The organism is Sutcliffiella sp. NC1, from assembly GCF_027594365.1.
Taxonomy (GTDB): Bacteria; Bacillota; Bacilli; order Bacillales; family Bacillaceae_I; genus Sutcliffiella; species Sutcliffiella cohnii.
This window is the reverse complement of sequence record NZ_CP115153.1, coordinates 1544391-1560046: the sequence shown is the minus strand read 5'-3', so window position 1 is coordinate 1560046 and position 15656 is coordinate 1544391. Positions and strand designations below refer to the sequence as shown.

Genomic DNA, 15656 nt, shown 5'->3' with positions numbered 1-15656 from the left:
TGATACATATAGTTATGTCCCCTCCTTCCCTTTCTATTATAAAATTACTAGGAGGTATGACTAAATGAATAACAACTATTTATTTTTTAACGGTGAAGTAATTACAGTGGACAACAATAACGCTATAAAGCAAGCTGTTTTCGTTAAAGACAATAAAATTATCGCTACTGGTACAAATGAAGAAGTGCTAGCATTAAAAGATGACCAAACAGAATTAATAGATTTAGAAGGAAAAACATTAATGCCCGGTTTCATAGATTCACATATTCATATTACTATGTATGGTACGAACCAACTATCCGTATCTTGTAAAAGTGAATCCGTTCAAACGATAGACGACTTACTGACCGAGTTAAAAAATAGTGCGTTACATACAGAAAAAGGGAAATGGGTTAGAGCTTGGGGGTTTAATGACACAACGATTGCAGACAAAAGATTCCCTACTCTTGAAGAGCTAGATAACGTTTCTTCTGACCACCCAATTATGGTCATTCGTGCTTGTGGACATATATCCGCTGTAAATAGTTATGCTCTCCGTTTAGCTGGTATTGATAAACATACCCCAAATCCGGAAGGTGGAAAAATTGACAAACTTGCAAATGGTGAATTGACAGGACTTTTACTTGAAAATGCACATATGAACATGTTTAGCATCGCTGCCTTTTCTGACGAAGAAATAGAAAAAGCACATGAAATCGCTTCGAACCATTTTGCAGAAAAAGGGATTACATCCATTCATGATGCAACTGGCTACGGATTAAATAATTTGCGATTATTACAACAATCTACCTTAAGCGGAACGATTAAACAAAGAGTTTATGCAATGGTTGGGTCGCTAAGTGATGCACACGAAATTGTAAAACATATAAATGAGTCTGGTATATCTACCGGTCTAGGTAACGAAAAATATCGTCTTGGTCCAGTCAAATTATTCCTTGATGGCAGTAGCAGTGGTCCCACTGTTTGGACTAGAGAACCGTATACAAGTGATCCGAATAACTATGGAATTCATTACTATACGCAAGAGGAAGTCGATGATTTATTTATTCCTGCTCATAAAAACGGTTGGCAATTTACTGCACATGCTCAAGGCGATGCTGCTATTGATATGTTACTTAACACTATCGAAAAGGCTAATGAGCTTTACCCACGTAAAAATACAAGGCATAGAATTGAACATGCTGGAATTGCAACACCAGATTTAGTGAAGAGAATGAAAGAACAAAATGTAGTTCCTACACCTAATCCAGCTTTTCTCCATGAATATGGCGATGGCTATGTGAAAAATTATGGCGAACGCGCGTATCAGATGTTTCCGTTAAATGATTATCTTAAAGAAGGTGTTCCGGCAGCCATTTCATCTGATTGTCCTGTTACTGATTTTACTCCTATTCAAGGAATTCATTCCGCGATAACTAGAAAGTCTCCATCAGGTGAAATAATTGGTGGAACGCAAAGAGTATCGCTGTTAGATGCTATTCGGATGTATACGATTAATGGTGCATATGCTTCATTCGAAGAAAATATTAAGGGTAGTATTGAACCTGGTAAACTAGCAGATTTGATTCTTTTTGATCGCTCCTTATTAAATTGTGAAACCGATGAATTATTGGACTCAGCCATTGAATGGACGATGATAGATGGTGAATTCGTCTATAGTAAAAAAAATGAGGTTGCTTACAAATGATAAACAAAAGCGAAACCGCCATTCGGTTATCTGGCACTGCGTATAACATAGGATTTGATCATGGCAAACTGGCAAAGGAAAAAATACATGTTAGTCTAGCCACGTATGAAAAAATGTTCTTTGAGAACGCTGCTCTTACATGGAAAGACGCAACAAATCGTGCTTTGTTACATGTAAATGCCATTGAAAAATATAATGATAAGTTTATAGAAGAAATGCAAGGTGTTGCGGACGGTGCAGATGTTTCATTCGAAGATATACTAGCACTTAATGCTAGAAGTGAGATCGCGTTAGTAATGCTAGATGGGTGTACTTCTTTTGCATTAACAGAGCCAAAAACTTCTGACACATGGCTTGCTCAAAACTGGGATTGGAAAAGTGCTCAAGCCAAATCTTTAGTCCACCTTTCTATAGAACAAAAAGACTACCCAACAATTAATATGGTGACAGAAGCTGGTATTATCGGTAAGATTGGCAGTAATTCAGAGGGAATTGGTGTTTGCTTAAATGCGCTTGTTACCGATACGTGGGAACCGAAAGTACCAATACATTTAGGATTAAGAGCAGTATTACAGTCTACTACCTTTGAAGAAGCACTTTCTAAGGTGGAGGAAAACCAACTCGCATCCTGTGCCCACTTTTTAATTGGGTCAAAATCGACTCAACTAGCTAGTGTAGAGGTTTCACCACACCATACGGTCAGTCGCACAACTAATAGCGGGATCTTAACTCATACAAATCATATATGTGACGAATCATTAAAAAGAAAAGTAAATGAAGATATTCTTCCTGATTCTCTCGAACGATTAAGTAAGATGGACAGCTTATTAAAAAATACGAAAATAACTAATGAGGCAGCCTTATTTTCCTTACTATCTAATCATCATAATCATCCGTATTCTATATGCCGCCATGAATGTAACGATGATAATGTACCTTACAACAAAAGAATGGAAACGGTATTTAGTATCGTAATGAACTTAACAAATAATGAATTAACATGGATCAAAGGAAAGCCTTGTGAAGTTTTAGTAAAATAAAAGAAGTCTGTGCTCCAGTAACTTAAGCTGGGCACAGACTTTTTATTTTAAAATATTGGGCAAACGTTAAAACGTATTATAAACATTTTCACATTCAGCCCCTGTCGGTTCATAGAAGCAATGGAGCTTGTAACGCCCTACTAGTGGTTGATTGTACCAAGTTGGAGGACAATCACCTGGAGGTCTAAAATACCATAAACTATATTTTGCTGGCCAAGGCCTTTCTCCTTTTACAGCGCGTTCCGCCAAGCGTATTTCGCTTTCTCGTGCACGTTGATAAAAATATCCATGTTGTACCGCTTCAAAAGCATGTTGTTGATAAATCATTTCAGGAATCGTTCGTAACCCTATAAAATCGGAGCAGTTTGCACGAATTCTATTAATTCCTACCGCTCCAACGAGTAACATACCATTAACTCCTTCCCCTTCTGCTTCCGCCCGTAGTAACCGTGCTAAAAGAGCTTTATCTGCACTCGTAGCTTTTACGACCGCCACTATTAATCACCACCAAGTCTAATAATAATTGCAGCGGTTCATCGTCCGTAAGACTCCCACTGTCAGTCATGGAAGACACTAACACCCCAATTGATTTAAGCTTCCCTTCATTATATTTTCCGACAGCTAAGCCTATTCTTATCAAGATATAGAAATAACACAATACAGAAAACAACATAAAGCAACAAAGATAGGTATGTTTTCCTAATTAAATATTCAGAACATTACAATTTTTGCGCATTTTGAACTATACCGATAATCAGCAATTGCCTTTATAATAATGATAGAAATGATATTTCATATTTTTATATTTAAATTGAAATATTATTTCTAATAATGTAACCGTTTACAAATTAAAGAAGGTGGGGAGTTTATCGATGAAAATGAAAAAAGGACTGAAGTACATATGGATTACGATCTTATTGTTCAGCTTGATCGTTCCTATGTTCAACAGTCAAGCAAAGGCGGCAGAGCAAATGAATCCGAAACACGAAATGCGTGCAGCGTGGATCGCAACTGTACAAAATATTGACATTCGATCTGGTATGAATGAAACAGCTTATACAGCTTGGGTTGTAGAAACGTTAGATTTTTTAAAAGGAAAAAACTTTAATGCTATTATTTATCAAGTGAAACCAACATCAGATACGTTTTATCCTTCCAATATCGATCCGTGGTCTAAGTACATTACTGGAAAATCGCAAGATACGGACCCTGGATATGATCCGTTGGCGATTATGATTGAAGAGGCACATAATCGTGGCATCGAAGTGCACGCTTGGGTAAACCCTTATCGTATTACAATGCCAGGAGAAACATTAGAAAGCTTAGCGGACAAAAATGTAGCGAAAAAGAATCCAGAGTGGGTTGTATATCACGGGCGTCAGTACTATTTAAATCCAGGTATTCCAGAAGTAAGAGATTACCTCATTAGCGTAGTCGAGGAATTAGTAGAAAACTACGATATCGAAGCAGTACATATGGATGACTACTTCTATCCATATCGTATTGCAGGCCAAGAGTTCCCAGATGAGGAGCAATATGAGCTATACGGTGAAGGATTCGATCATATTGACGATTGGAGAAGAGATAACGTTAACCGATTAGTTGCCGATTTAAATAATGCGATCAAAAACAAAAAAGAATGGGTACAATTTGGTATTTCACCATTTGGCGTATGGCGTAATATTGCAAACGATCCGACAGGAAGTAGAACAACGGCTGGTCAAACAAACTATGACGACCTTTACGCAGATACGAGACAGTGGATTAAGGACGGTTCTATTGACTATATAACACCACAAATCTACTGGAGCCGTGGATTTGCTGCCGCAGACTATACCATTCTATTAGACTGGTGGAGCAATGAGGTGAACACATACGCTTACAACACCCCAGTTAACCTATATATCGGTACTGCAGATTATAAAGTAGCAGATAATTTTGACCAAAACTGGTATAACCCTTATGAATTAGCAGGGCAAATTTTAGACAACAGAGCAAATGGAACAGCATTAGGCCAAATGCATTTTTCACTAAGACAAATTATTAAAAATAACATTGGCTACGCAAATATTTTAGAAAATGAAATTTACACAACGAAAGCAATTACTCCTGCAACACCTTGGAACAACGATTCACTACCGCAAAAACCAAATACTGTTCATGCACATAAAGAAGATGGACAGATAACACTTACAATTGACGATAAGAAACATTCCGACGCTAGACGCTATGTTATTTATCGATTTGAAGGAAATAAAGAAGGAGACTACAACAACCCTGCGAATATAGTAGACGTTATTTATACAAAGGATGGCGTTACAACATTTACTGACACAACAATTGAAGATGGAAAATCTTATACGTACGGTGTAACTTCCCTGTCTAACACTGGGGTAGAAAGTAAACATGCAAGGGCAGTAAGAGTGTTAAACCAATAAATAAAATAAACGTAGCAGCACCCTATTCGGGTTAGACTGCTACGTTTTTCTATTAAGAAATTGAACTCCATTCGTAATAAAAGGAATCGCTTCTTTTATAAACTCATCTGCTCCTACGGTTTTATCAGTTCTTCTCCACTCTACAGAAGCTCCATACATACCCCAACTAAGCATGATTGCGGTTATTTTTAACTCTTTTCTTTCTTCCTTATTTTCTTTTACTAACATTTTATAAAAAAGCACTTCCAATTGTTCTCTTATGATGCGAGCAATCGTATCCTCATACCCTCTATGGCAGCGGTTAGATAAGGAGATTTGGAAATTTGTTATTGCTTCAAAAATGTTCACGAACGTCTCTTCGATTAATTCACTTTTTTCATACAGCTTACTGTCTAAATTTATTAAAAGCACTTCAGATAACGCCTTTTCTAGTAAGTCATATATATCTTCGAAATGATAATAAAACGTTGCCCGATTTATCATTGCTTCTGTTGTAATATCTTTCACCGTTATGTCTTTAAATTCTTTTTTACCCGAAAGCTCAATAAAAGAGTCCATAATTAATTTCCGTGTACGGATAACTCGAGGATCTGTTTTTGATTCTTTCATGAAAATACCCCCTCCTTTTTTCAACAATTCCTTGCGTGTGTTGGATAAACAACAAATCCTTCAACTTATTGGTATGGAAAATTTCCAAACTATACTATTATTCAATTATAGCTTAAAAGAAAAGGAGAATCAGTTATGGCGAACAATAATAATTTGATATGTGATGTAGAAACAGGTGTATGTGGTGTCGTGGACGATAACGATATGGAAGTAATTGATTTAAACAAACCGGAGAAAAAGATAAATTTATATTATGTAACTGACCCTATTTGCTCGCATTGTTGGGCGCTTGAACCTACCCTTCGTCGTTTAAAAGAAGAGTACGGGCATTACTTTAATTTCCATACTGTTATGGGTGGATTATTAGAAAAATGGGGCGATGGGCCAGTAGATCCTGCTAATGGCATTTCTGGGCCAGCTGATGTTGCAGGTCATTGGAGAGAAGTTGGTGAATATTCACGTATGCCGATTGACGGGTCATTGATGATTACAAACCCTGTTCAGTCTTCATTCCCCCCATCTCGTGTCTACAAAGTCATTCAAAAAAAGCATGGCGATGAAAAAGCAAACGAATATTTACGCCGTGCGCGAGAAGAGCTATTTGCGTTCAATGCAAATATTGCGGAAGTATCTGTGATGATTGAAAATGTAAATAACTTAGGTCTTGATGGTGAAGAAATTGTTAAGGAAGCAGGAGGTCCTATTGGACAGCAATTATTGAACGAAGATTTTGCCCTTACAGCAAAATTAGGGGTGAGAGGTTTCCCAACCATTATTATGGTCAATGAGGAAGATAAAGGTGTTAAAATGGTCGGAAGTCGTGCTTTAGAATATTATGTTTCTGGGTTAGAACAAGTTTTAAAGGAAGAACCGAAACGAAACGAACAACCGTCTCTGTCTAGCTTACTGGAAAAAGAAAAGCTGTTATGCGCTAAAGAAATAGAAGTAATGTATGATGTAGAACAGTCTGATTTACAAGCTTTCATTAAGGCCCAGTTAGCTGTCGGTAGTTTTGAAGAAAAGGAGTTACTTGGAGAGAAATATTACCGTTTCCTCTAAATATCGGGATAGGTAGTGCATTTGGGTGGGGAAAAACTAGATGTTTTTCCCCACTTCTTTTTTAGGGTGAATGTTGTGCTACGGTTTCTCGCTAATTCCATTTTTCGCGATAATTTCTTCAGCCATTTGAGCCTCTTTGGAGCCAGTCGGAGCTACTTTTGGGCCAACCGAGCTACCTTTTGTGCCAACCGAGCTACCTTTTGTGCCAACCGAGCTACTTTTTGTGCCAACCGAGCTACCTTTTGTGCCAACCGAGCTACCTTTTGTGCCAACCGAGCTACCTTTTGTGCCAACCAAGCTACCTTTTGTGCCAACCGAGCTACCTTTTGTGCCAACCGAGCTACCTTTTGTGCTAACTGAATCGCTTTTTCCTACCGGTTTATACTAGCGTTGAAAAGTAAAGAAGCATAATTCGCCATTAAGGCAAATTATGCTTCCTGCAAAATACGCGTTTTAATTTTGGGACTACCTTGTTTTTTTTCAATAAAACCTAATGTTTCTGCTGTTGTTTGGTGTATCTCTTTAATTAGATCTGGCTTCTTCAATAGTGAAACCCCATATGAAGGTACCATTTCTTTTATTTTTGGCTTCCATTCATCGATATGTTGAGGGAAACATTTTTCCATTAATTCTAACATAACAGATACTGCTGTCGAAGCACCTGGCGAAGCGCCTAGCAATGCTGCGATGGATCCATCCGCTGCAGTAATTACTTCTGTACCAAACTGAAGTGTTCCTTTTCCAGCGTCTGTATCTTTAATCACTTGCACACGTTGTCCTGCTACAATTAGATCCCAGTCTTCTGCTTTAGCGTTCGGGATGAACTCACGTAACTCTTCCATCCGTTGTTCTTTTGAGAGCATGACTTGCTGAATTAAATATTTCGTAAGCGCCATTTCTTTTGCGCCAGCTGCTAGCATCGTTAGTACATTGTACGGTTTTACAGAAGTTACTAAATCAAACATGGATCCTGTTTTTAAAAATTTCGGTGAGAAACCAGCAAACGGGCCAAATAGTAATGATTTCTTATTATCTATAAATCTAGTATCTAAATGGGGTACAGACATTGGTGGAGCACCAACTTTTGCTTTCCCGTATACTTTCGCATGGTGCTGTTCAACGATTTCTGGATTATTACAAACCATAAAAATGCCGCTTACAGGGAATCCGCCGATACCTCTACCTTCAGGAATGCCTGATTTTTGTAGTAAATGTAGACTTCCGCCACCGCCACCAATAAAGACGAATTTAGCTGTATGACGCTCTACTCTACCTGTTGCTATGTTACGAACTTTTAATTCCCACGATCCATCGTTCGTACGTTTCATACCATCTACATTATGGTTAAAGTTGATATTGACATTTTTGCTTTCTAAATGGGTAAACAATTTGCGAGTTAAATCCCCAAAGTTAACATCTGTTCCAGAGTCAATTTTTGTTGCTGCAATTGGCTCGTTTACATTGCGATCTTCCATAATAAGCGGAATCCAATCCATTAGCTTTTCTGGATCTTCCGTATATTCCATCCCGTGGAACAACGGATTGTTTGAAAGCGCCTTAAAGCGTTTTTTCAAAAAGTGTACATTTTGTACCCCATGCACTAAGCTCATATGAGGTAATTGTTTAATAAATTCTTCTGGTTTATTGATAAGTTTTCTGTTTACAAGATAGGACCAAAACTGCATCGAAACTTGAAACTGTTCATTAATTTTTATTGCCTTGCTAATATCAATTGAGCCGTCAGGTTTTTCAGTAGTATAGTTAAGTTCACACAATGCTGCATGCCCTGTTCCGGCATTATTCCATTCGTTAGAGCTTTCCTCTCCTGCACTTTCCAGTCTTTCAAACACTGAGATGTTCCAGTCTGGCACTAATTCTTTTAGCAGTGTCCCCAACGTTGCACTCATAATACCAGCACCAATTAAAATAACGTCTGTTTTCGTTTGTTTGTTGCTCATATTTATCGCCCTTATCCCCTAAGTTTTGTAGAAAGATTTGGTCGCGCTTACATTAACTCTTAAAGACTAACGTACGACCATTTCTTTTCCGTTTATCAATATTATTCTATTATTAGTGTATCATTAATTATTAAAAAATTAAAATATTTATTTACTATTATATAAGATACACAGATAGAAAGTCACCTGTTTGTTTAATTCAGAAAAAAATGGTTTAAAGCATTAATTTGTTAGTTTGTAATTGTTATTTTAGCCTACTTTCCAAAAGCCCTTTAAAATTATCACGATAGTACCATACTAATATCCCTTCCAATAATGTGATGAATAAAGCAAGTAATAACAAATCAGAATCTACAAAAATATGAAATGCGACTATATTAATGATTATGCTTGCTAATGCAGTTAATGCTAATGGAACATATTTACGAACTATAAGTAAAATCCCTGCAACTATTTCTACACCCTTTTCAAGCGCTAAAAAGTATCCCTCTCCTAAAAACTCCATGGCGGCTGGACTTGTAGGAGCAAACGCCTCATATCCGAATAAAACCACATATCCGTTAAGTCCTGCTCCGAGAAAAATAGTGCCTAACAATATTTCTATGATACGAATAAATAGGTTCATTTTTTTCCCCTCCCAGTTTCCAACATATACGTTAATTTTTCTGGATTGCGAATTACAAATATTTGCGTTACCTGTTGATCTGTAATCTCAAAACAGACGGCACTGCTCGGTTCTCGGTCACTACTGATAAAAAGTCCTGGCTGGCCATTGATTAGTGTCATTTGTATGGATAACGACGTATCATCACTGTATTTTTGTAATAAGCCAAATATAAATCGAGCGATTCGTTTACTTGAAACAATCGGAAATATTGCTGCGGTAACTTTGCCGCCACCATCGCTGTATAAAATTGCGTCCTCTTTCAGTAGTTGAAATAGTTCGTCTGTATTTCCAGTCGTTACGGCAGAAACGAATTGATTAATTAGTTTTTCTTCTTCATCCCTACCTACATTATTCTTTTTTTTAGATTCATGGAAATGCAGCTTTTTCTTCGCTCTACTCAATATTTTCCGACAGTTTGCCGCCTCTTTTCCTATGAAACTCTCCATCTCATCATAGGAAAAAGAAAATACCTCTCTTAATACAAATACTGCACGTTCAACCGGGTTAAGTTTTTCTAGTAGTGTTAGGAGCGCGTAGGAGAGTTGGTCATGTTGTTCGATAGAATGCAGCGGATCTTGATCTGTATTTAACGGTTCAGGGAGCCACGGTCCGATATAATGTTCTCTTCTTTTACTCGCGGATTTTAGATGGTCAATCGTTCGATTAGTGGCCATTTTACACAAATACGATTTATAATCTTTAATATTGTTCTTATCAATCTTATGAAAATCTATAAAAATATCATGAACGATATCTTCCGCTTCCGTCATACTTCCTGCCATCTGATAAGATATGGATAAAAGTAGCGGTTTATACTGCGTATATGCTTCCTCCATTTCCATCGTCGCTACACTCCCTTTTTTCATTTAATTCAATAATGCTCATGGCCGCTTGCTTTGCACTAAAAAAAGAACTGTCAACTAACATTCCCTCTGCGCCAACCCAATCTCCGGCAATAAATAATCCTGGAATCTGCTCCATTTCATTTTTTTGTTTTTTCATCATACTATTAGTTACTGTTATGTTCGGTAGGTAACGTTTTGATATAACATGTTTTTCCCAGCCTGGTTGAACTCGACTAAGAAACTGTTCGAGCTCCGGTTTTAAATCCGTTCTAGGTTCATTAATGCTCAAATATTTCATTACGTGTATGACGGAGTGGCTTTGATTGTCACTTAATGTTGCGACGTTGGAATGATTAGAAAAATAGAGTGGATGGTCCATGCTCAAGGCGAATGATACTGTAGGATTCGGTATATTGTTTAGCACTATATCCAGACATGCTGCCCGGACTGGTATAAGTTCATTGATTGCATCTATTTCATAGCCCTGAAGGAATTTCCTCAACTCATTTGGGCTTGCTGTTGATAAAATATATGGTGTGAAGATTGATTTATTGTTACTTAATTTCACTTCAAACTGTGGAAATTTCCCTTTTATTTGTTGAACGGAGGCTCCCGCTTGAATAATGACACCTAATTTTTCCGCTTTCTCTTTTAACTCCTCTATAATTGACTGCCAACCGTTATGAACATAAATGGCTTTTCCTAATTGCAGCTGCTTAAATGCAACTTCGGCACGAAGCCTATCAGGGTCGTTACAGTAAGAAGATAAACGTATAAGCATGAGAATAAATTTCTGAACACGTTCATCCTTTATATTTTCATGAAGCCATTGGTCAACGGAGATCTCTCGGTTGCTCTTTAATTTTTTTGTTTGTAAAAGTATAAAAAAGCGGAGTAATTCCATTTTCCCTCTCCAATTAAATAAATCACTAGTTAATACAGAGAAAGGGTTGGCGGGAAGGTTATACGGTGAATCATTGTAAAACACCTTTCCCCCGATGGCAGGGCTATTTCCTTTTGGAGAGATGCTTAATTCCGCTAATATTTCTAAACTTTTTCCTTTTGAATATAAGGCATGTGGTCCGAAATTGACATAACTACCATCCATCACTTCTGTTTTTGCCCGACCACCTATCGTTTTAGCTTTTTCGATTAATGTAACGGATAATCCTGCACGTGCTAAATAAATAGAAGCAGTAAGTCCAGCAATCCCTCCACCAATTACAACACAATTTCTTTCTGTATTCTTCATTGTCATCATCCTCCTATTTTACAAACAAGACGATTAACTGATTTATTTTGTGACAGATTAGAGATTAATTTTCTTTTTTTGTTTACTACTTATTTCTATAGTAACAATTAAAAACATAGCATCACGATACATTTTAGTAAAAATTAACTATTTTTCCAATTGTATATTGAATAATGTCTAAATTCATGTAGTATATGGAATAGGATATCCACTAGGGGAGCCAATAGGCTGAGACGTCGCTTTACGCGTCGGACCCTTTGAACCTGATCTGGTTTATACCAGCGGAGGAAAGTGGTGCATCGAGTACGTTTCGTATGCTCATGCTTCTCTTTTCCATGGAAGAGGAGCTTTTTTATGTTGTAAAAAGAGCTCATGCGTACCCCCTTTCGCATTGTCTTCCATGGGTGAATGTGGGTGTTCTTCTTAAATTAATTTGGAGGAGGAATACTACATGACATTTTCAAAACAGTTAAGACAGGAAGCAGACCCAATCTTTGAAGCAATTTTTGAACATCCTTTTGTAAAAGGAATTGGAGAAGGAAATGTACCGAAAGAAGCACTCATTCATTACGTACAACAAGATTATGAATACTTAACGACATTTTGCCGTATTTATGGTCTTGCGGTTTCTAAATGTACAGACAGAGAAGATATGACGTTTTTCCAGGAGCAAATAGGGTTTGTCTTAAATGCAGAAATACATCCGCACAATAACTTTTGTAAGGTTGCAGGTGTTCGGTACGAGGATTTACAAAAAGCTCCACTTGCTCCAACCGCACATCATTACACACGCCATATGATGGAGGCTGCTACAAACGGTACACTTGGCGAAACACTTGCTGCACTCGCCCCTTGTCCCTGGACGTATTGGGAAATTGGTAAAAAGCTGATGATGGAAGTAAAACCGACACCAGCTCATCCTTTCTACGAATGGATTGCATTTTATGGTGACAAGGAAGTTAGTACCATCACTCAAACATTTATGGATAAAATAGATGCTTGTGCGGCCAAAGCTAGTGAATACGAAAAAAAACGCATGCGTGAGCACTTTATTACGAGCACACAGTTAGAGCATCAATTTTGGACAATGGCATATACACAAGAAACATGGCCTGTCCCAATTAAATCTATTCAAGTTATATAGATCATCTTTGTAGATATTAAAAAAGCGTTTTGGATTAATATCCACAACGCTTTTTAAAAATTGATTTAAGAAGCTTATCTAACTATATACCTAACCCATATCTTTATATCTCATTAACTCAGCTTCTTCTTTATATGAAGATGATGCTCTGACGGTTTCATATTATGGGCATACTTTATTACTTCTATCACAAATTACTAGCTCCTATACTTCGTGTCCTAGAAGCCATTCTAACCGTTTCATTTTAAGAGATTCTGGACTGTTCCGTAACAGTTGATTTCTAATAAAAATTGCAATTGGATTTTCGAGTTGCATCATTCTTCCCATTGCTCTAGAACCTTTTACGACTTTAGCAGTTCGGCCGTATCTTATTTCTTCATACTGTTTTAATGCTTTCTCAACTTCATTCGGGTAATCGTCAAGACAGCGAGAGAGCACTAATGCATCTTCCATCGCTTGCGCCCCACCTTGTCCTAAATTTGGTAGCATGGGATGGGCAGCATCACCGAGCAGTGTAATCTTTCCGTTACTCCACGTGTTCATCGGTTTTCTATCAAAAATTTCATGAACAATTATATTCGATTCTTCTGTTGCTTCGATCACGTTAGTAACTGGCTCCCACCAGCCGCTAAAATGATCTAAAGCGATTTTCTTTGGATGAGGGGAATTAATAATAGTGCCACTTTCACTATTTATAGCTGCAAACCAAAAGATTCTTCCTTTTCCTAAATGGGAGAACCCGAACCTTTTTCCATGGCCCCATGCTTCGAAACCTCCACCTAGTTCCATAGGGAAACGTGCATCCTCATAGACAGAAATTCCTCTAATAGCTGTAAAACCAGAATAACGTAAAGGGCTTGGACCAATTACCCTTTTTCTAACTTCGGAGTGTATCCCATCAGCACCAATAACTAAATTATCTTTAACTACATCGCCATCTTCAAAGACTACACTTACTTTTGAATCACGCTGTTCTATATGTACTAATCTTTTATTAAGATTCACAGTATTTTCATTTAATGCAGAATGTAATACTTTTTGTAAGACGGGACGGTATATTAAATAACTATAGCTCCCATATCTCTGTGCCTGTTCATGAACAGGTACATTCACTAATGGTTTTCCGTCCCATGTTCTAATTTCGGCCTTTTTAACCGGGGCACCCTTTTTTCTGATCTCAAGTGCTAGTCCTAATTTTCCCAACACTTTTAAGGCATTCGCAGACAATACAATCCCTGCACCAACATCCTTGAGTTCTGTAGCTTTATCGTAAACAGAAACGTTCCATCCTTTCTGTTGTAAAGCAATAGCCGTACAAAGGCCACCTATACCAGCACCAATTACAGTCGCAGACTTTACATTATGTGATTTCTCCAAACTGACCACCTCTTTGCTTCTTTCCCATAACTTCACTAAGTTTCCTTTAAGTTAAAAAGGTGCGAAATGTTCTATTTGCGCACCTTTTTGATGATTCTCTTCGAATTAAAATTTGCTTCTCAATTCACGTTCGTTCACTTCTTCGTTACGAATCATTTGTTCTAGTTTTTCAATTAATCTATCGTTTACTTCAGGCGTTTTTCTAAAAAATGCTTTTGTCTTTTGCTTTTTTAAAACGGACAACATGTATTTCTTTTCTTCAAACGTAAACATTTTCCCTCTCCCAACGTCTTAGTTTCTACAACATTTACATGGGGATTTACTTTATTTTAACATGTTATTATTTGTCCATTGAATAGTTAATTATCAAAAAAAAACCAGACCCTATACTAAGTATAGGACTGGCTTTATGAATACTAGTTGGATCTTCGAAAGTGCATATTGAGATCCTATTTGTTTACTTAATTAAGTTTTCTTGTTCTTCTTTTCTAACTTTCCATAGACTATATAAGTGTGTTGCAATTACTTTAGCAACAGCGTATGTCGGGATTACTAATATCATTCCAACTACTCCGATGAAACGGCCTGCAACAAGGACAAGGATCATAACCGTAACTGGATGGATCGACATTCTTTTTCCAATTATTTGTGGTTGAACAAAAATACTCTCGATTTGCTGAATTACGACTACAATAATTAGGACAAGAATTGCTTGCATAGGAGAGTGTAGTAAGGCAACGATAAACGAAGGTATTGCGCCGATCCACGGACCTACATACGGAATCACATTCGTTACCATACCAAATATCGCAAGCACTAAAGCGTACTCAAGTCCAATAATACTAAATCCTACATAATACAAAATACCAACAAAGGAACAAACAATTAAGACACCTTGAATGTAATTACTTAACGTCTCATCCATATTCGTTAAAATCGGCCTTACCTTTTGTTGTTTATCTTTACTAATAAAGTTCAGAACAAAATGCGGAAGTCTTTCCCCTTCTTTTAACAAGTAAAAAAGAATAAAGGGAACGATAATGAATAATAGTAACGTATTAAAAATAGTACCAATAACAGAAATCGTGTTAGTAACAAGGTCACCTACTAGCCCACTTGCGATGACAACAATTTGTTCGATACGATCCTTCCATTCGAATGCATCTTCTAATCCAAATCGCTGAATTAAATCATTCTCTTGAATAGTGAGTAGTAACACTTGTAATTCCTTCACAATGACCGGCATGCTATTAATTAAGTTAGTAAACTGTCGTTGTAATTCCGGGCCAATAAAAGAAAAAAGCCCGACGCCTAATCCAACTAAACCGATATAAACTAATAAAATCGCAATTCCTCTAGGCATCTTTTTACTTAAAATATGTACGAGTGGTCTTAATAAGTAGAAAAGCACTCCAGCTAGAAGAATCGGTACAAACAAGGTTTGTCCAAACACTATTACTGGTCTAAATATCCAGTCAACAAGGGACCCTAAATAAATAATTGCAAAAAGTAAAAGTATAACTGACCCTACTTGCATAATTTTGTAATACATTGAATTATTCTCCTTAATTAAAATAATT

At 37.1% G+C, this 15656-nt stretch carries 15 protein-coding genes and 1 riboswitch; of the genes, 5 read left to right on the top strand and 10 right to left on the bottom strand.

Annotation, left to right across the window (positions count from 1 at the left end):
- The first annotated feature begins 64 nt into the window (after nt 1-64).
- Together O1A01_RS08115 and O1A01_RS08110 are read left to right on the top strand one after the other, a co-directional pair.
- Nucleotides 65-1687, top strand: coding sequence for an amidohydrolase (locus O1A01_RS08115; protein WP_270065994.1), 1623 nt, complete (start codon nt 65-67; stop codon nt 1685-1687).
- Nucleotides 1684-2727: a C45 family autoproteolytic acyltransferase/hydrolase gene (locus O1A01_RS08110; protein ID WP_270065993.1), complete on the top strand. Its 1044-nt coding sequence runs from the start codon at nt 1684-1686 to the stop codon at nt 2725-2727. Before O1A01_RS08115 ends, O1A01_RS08110 begins: the two co-directional genes overlap by 4 nt.
- 66 nt (nt 2728-2793) lie before the next feature.
- On the opposite strand, the gene O1A01_RS08105 is transcribed toward O1A01_RS08110, so the two are convergent.
- Complete coding sequence (locus O1A01_RS08105; RefSeq protein WP_066421337.1) at nt 2794-3222, bottom strand: cell wall hydrolase; 429 nt, start codon at nt 3220-3222, stop codon at nt 2794-2796.
- A gap of 377 nt (nt 3223-3599) precedes the next feature.
- On the opposite strand from O1A01_RS08105, the gene O1A01_RS08100 reads away from it, so the two are divergent.
- A complete protein-coding gene (locus O1A01_RS08100; RefSeq protein ID WP_270065992.1) occupies nt 3600-5165 on the top strand; it encodes a glycoside hydrolase family 10-like protein in 1566 nt (521 codons plus the stop codon).
- Nucleotides 5166-5204: 39 nt separating this feature from the next.
- On the opposite strand, the gene O1A01_RS08095 is transcribed toward O1A01_RS08100, so the two are convergent.
- Nucleotides 5205-5774 (bottom strand): TetR/AcrR family transcriptional regulator, encoded by a 570-nt coding sequence (locus O1A01_RS08095; RefSeq protein WP_066421343.1) that lies wholly within the window; start codon nt 5772-5774, stop codon nt 5205-5207.
- A gap of 135 nt (nt 5775-5909) precedes the next feature.
- Between O1A01_RS08095 and O1A01_RS08090 the strand changes: the two genes are divergently transcribed.
- Complete coding sequence (locus tag O1A01_RS08090; RefSeq protein WP_270065991.1) at nt 5910-6833, top strand: DsbA family protein; 924 nt, start codon at nt 5910-5912, stop codon at nt 6831-6833.
- 78 nt (nt 6834-6911) lie between these two features.
- Here the strand turns inward: O1A01_RS08090 and O1A01_RS08085 are convergent, their stop codons facing one another.
- The 5 genes from O1A01_RS08085 to O1A01_RS08065 form a co-directional block, all read right to left on the bottom strand.
- On the bottom strand, nt 6912-7130 hold the full coding sequence (locus O1A01_RS08085) for a hypothetical protein (protein ID WP_270065990.1): 219 nt from the start codon (nt 7128-7130) through the stop codon (nt 6912-6914).
- Between the two features lie 131 nt (nt 7131-7261).
- Complete coding sequence (locus tag O1A01_RS08080) at nt 7262-8791, bottom strand: malate:quinone oxidoreductase (RefSeq protein WP_066421350.1); 1530 nt, start codon at nt 8789-8791, stop codon at nt 7262-7264.
- A 244-nt stretch (nt 8792-9035) separates the two neighbouring features.
- On the bottom strand, nt 9036-9416 hold the full coding sequence (locus tag O1A01_RS08075; RefSeq protein ID WP_270065989.1) for a hypothetical protein: 381 nt from the start codon (nt 9414-9416) through the stop codon (nt 9036-9038).
- Nucleotides 9413-10300, bottom strand: coding sequence for an RNA polymerase sigma-70 factor (locus O1A01_RS08070; RefSeq protein WP_270065988.1), 888 nt, complete (start codon nt 10298-10300; stop codon nt 9413-9415). Before O1A01_RS08070 ends, O1A01_RS08075 begins: the two co-directional genes overlap by 4 nt.
- The gene (locus tag O1A01_RS08065; RefSeq protein WP_270065987.1) at nt 10269-11555 is read right to left on the bottom strand and encodes a phytoene desaturase family protein; all 1287 of its coding nucleotides are present in this window, start codon (nt 11553-11555) and stop codon (nt 10269-10271) included. The genes O1A01_RS08070 and O1A01_RS08065 overlap by 32 nt, the downstream gene beginning before the upstream one ends.
- A gap of 203 nt (nt 11556-11758) precedes the next feature.
- A riboswitch (TPP riboswitch) is annotated at nt 11759-11862 on the top strand.
- A 144-nt stretch (nt 11863-12006) separates the two neighbouring features.
- Here O1A01_RS08065 and tenA point away from each other — a divergent pair.
- Nucleotides 12007-12699, top strand: coding sequence for a thiaminase II (tenA, locus tag O1A01_RS08060; protein ID WP_270065986.1), 693 nt, complete (start codon nt 12007-12009; stop codon nt 12697-12699).
- A 204-nt stretch (nt 12700-12903) separates the two neighbouring features.
- Here tenA and O1A01_RS08055 read toward each other — a convergent pair whose 3' ends face one another.
- The 3 genes from O1A01_RS08055 to O1A01_RS08045 form a co-directional block, all read right to left on the bottom strand.
- Nucleotides 12904-14085, bottom strand: a complete 1182-nt coding sequence (locus tag O1A01_RS08055; RefSeq protein ID WP_443081809.1) for an FAD-dependent monooxygenase — start codon at nt 14083-14085, stop codon at nt 12904-12906.
- Between the two features lie 96 nt (nt 14086-14181).
- Complete coding sequence (locus O1A01_RS08050; RefSeq protein WP_270065984.1) at nt 14182-14349, bottom strand: hypothetical protein; 168 nt, start codon at nt 14347-14349, stop codon at nt 14182-14184.
- A 184-nt stretch (nt 14350-14533) separates the two neighbouring features.
- On the bottom strand, nt 14534-15628 hold the full coding sequence (locus tag O1A01_RS08045; RefSeq protein ID WP_066419751.1) for an AI-2E family transporter: 1095 nt from the start codon (nt 15626-15628) through the stop codon (nt 14534-14536).
- Nucleotides 15629-15656: the final 28 nt, after the last annotated feature.

What these genes read in the sequence shown, in the direction of transcription:
- O1A01_RS08115 (WP_270065994.1), top strand. Translation starts at nt 65, where the DNA reads ATGAATAACAACTATTTATTTTTTAACGGTGAAGTAATTACAGTGGAC.
- O1A01_RS08110 (WP_270065993.1), top strand. Translation starts at nt 1,684, where the DNA reads ATGATAAACAAAAGCGAAACCGCCATTCGGTTATCTGGCACTGCGTAT.
- O1A01_RS08100 (WP_270065992.1), top strand. Translation starts at nt 3,600, where the DNA reads ATGAAAATGAAAAAAGGACTGAAGTACATATGGATTACGATCTTATTG.
- O1A01_RS08095 (WP_066421343.1), bottom strand. Translation starts at nt 5,774, where the DNA reads ATGAAAGAATCAAAAACAGATCCTCGAGTTATCCGTACACGGAAATTA.
- O1A01_RS08090 (WP_270065991.1), top strand. Translation starts at nt 5,910, where the DNA reads ATGGCGAACAATAATAATTTGATATGTGATGTAGAAACAGGTGTATGT.
- O1A01_RS08080 (WP_066421350.1), bottom strand. Translation starts at nt 8,791, where the DNA reads ATGAGCAACAAACAAACGAAAACAGACGTTATTTTAATTGGTGCTGGT.
- O1A01_RS08075 (WP_270065989.1), bottom strand. Translation starts at nt 9,416, where the DNA reads ATGAACCTATTTATTCGTATCATAGAAATATTGTTAGGCACTATTTTT.
- O1A01_RS08070 (WP_270065988.1), bottom strand. Translation starts at nt 10,300, where the DNA reads ATGGAAATGGAGGAAGCATATACGCAGTATAAACCGCTACTTTTATCC.
- O1A01_RS08065 (WP_270065987.1), bottom strand. Translation starts at nt 11,555, where the DNA reads ATGAAGAATACAGAAAGAAATTGTGTTGTAATTGGTGGAGGGATTGCT.
- tenA (WP_270065986.1), top strand. Translation starts at nt 12,007, where the DNA reads ATGACATTTTCAAAACAGTTAAGACAGGAAGCAGACCCAATCTTTGAA.
- O1A01_RS08050 (WP_270065984.1), bottom strand. Translation starts at nt 14,349, where the DNA reads ATGTTTACGTTTGAAGAAAAGAAATACATGTTGTCCGTTTTAAAAAAG.
- O1A01_RS08045 (WP_066419751.1), bottom strand. Translation starts at nt 15,628, where the DNA reads ATGTATTACAAAATTATGCAAGTAGGGTCAGTTATACTTTTACTTTTT.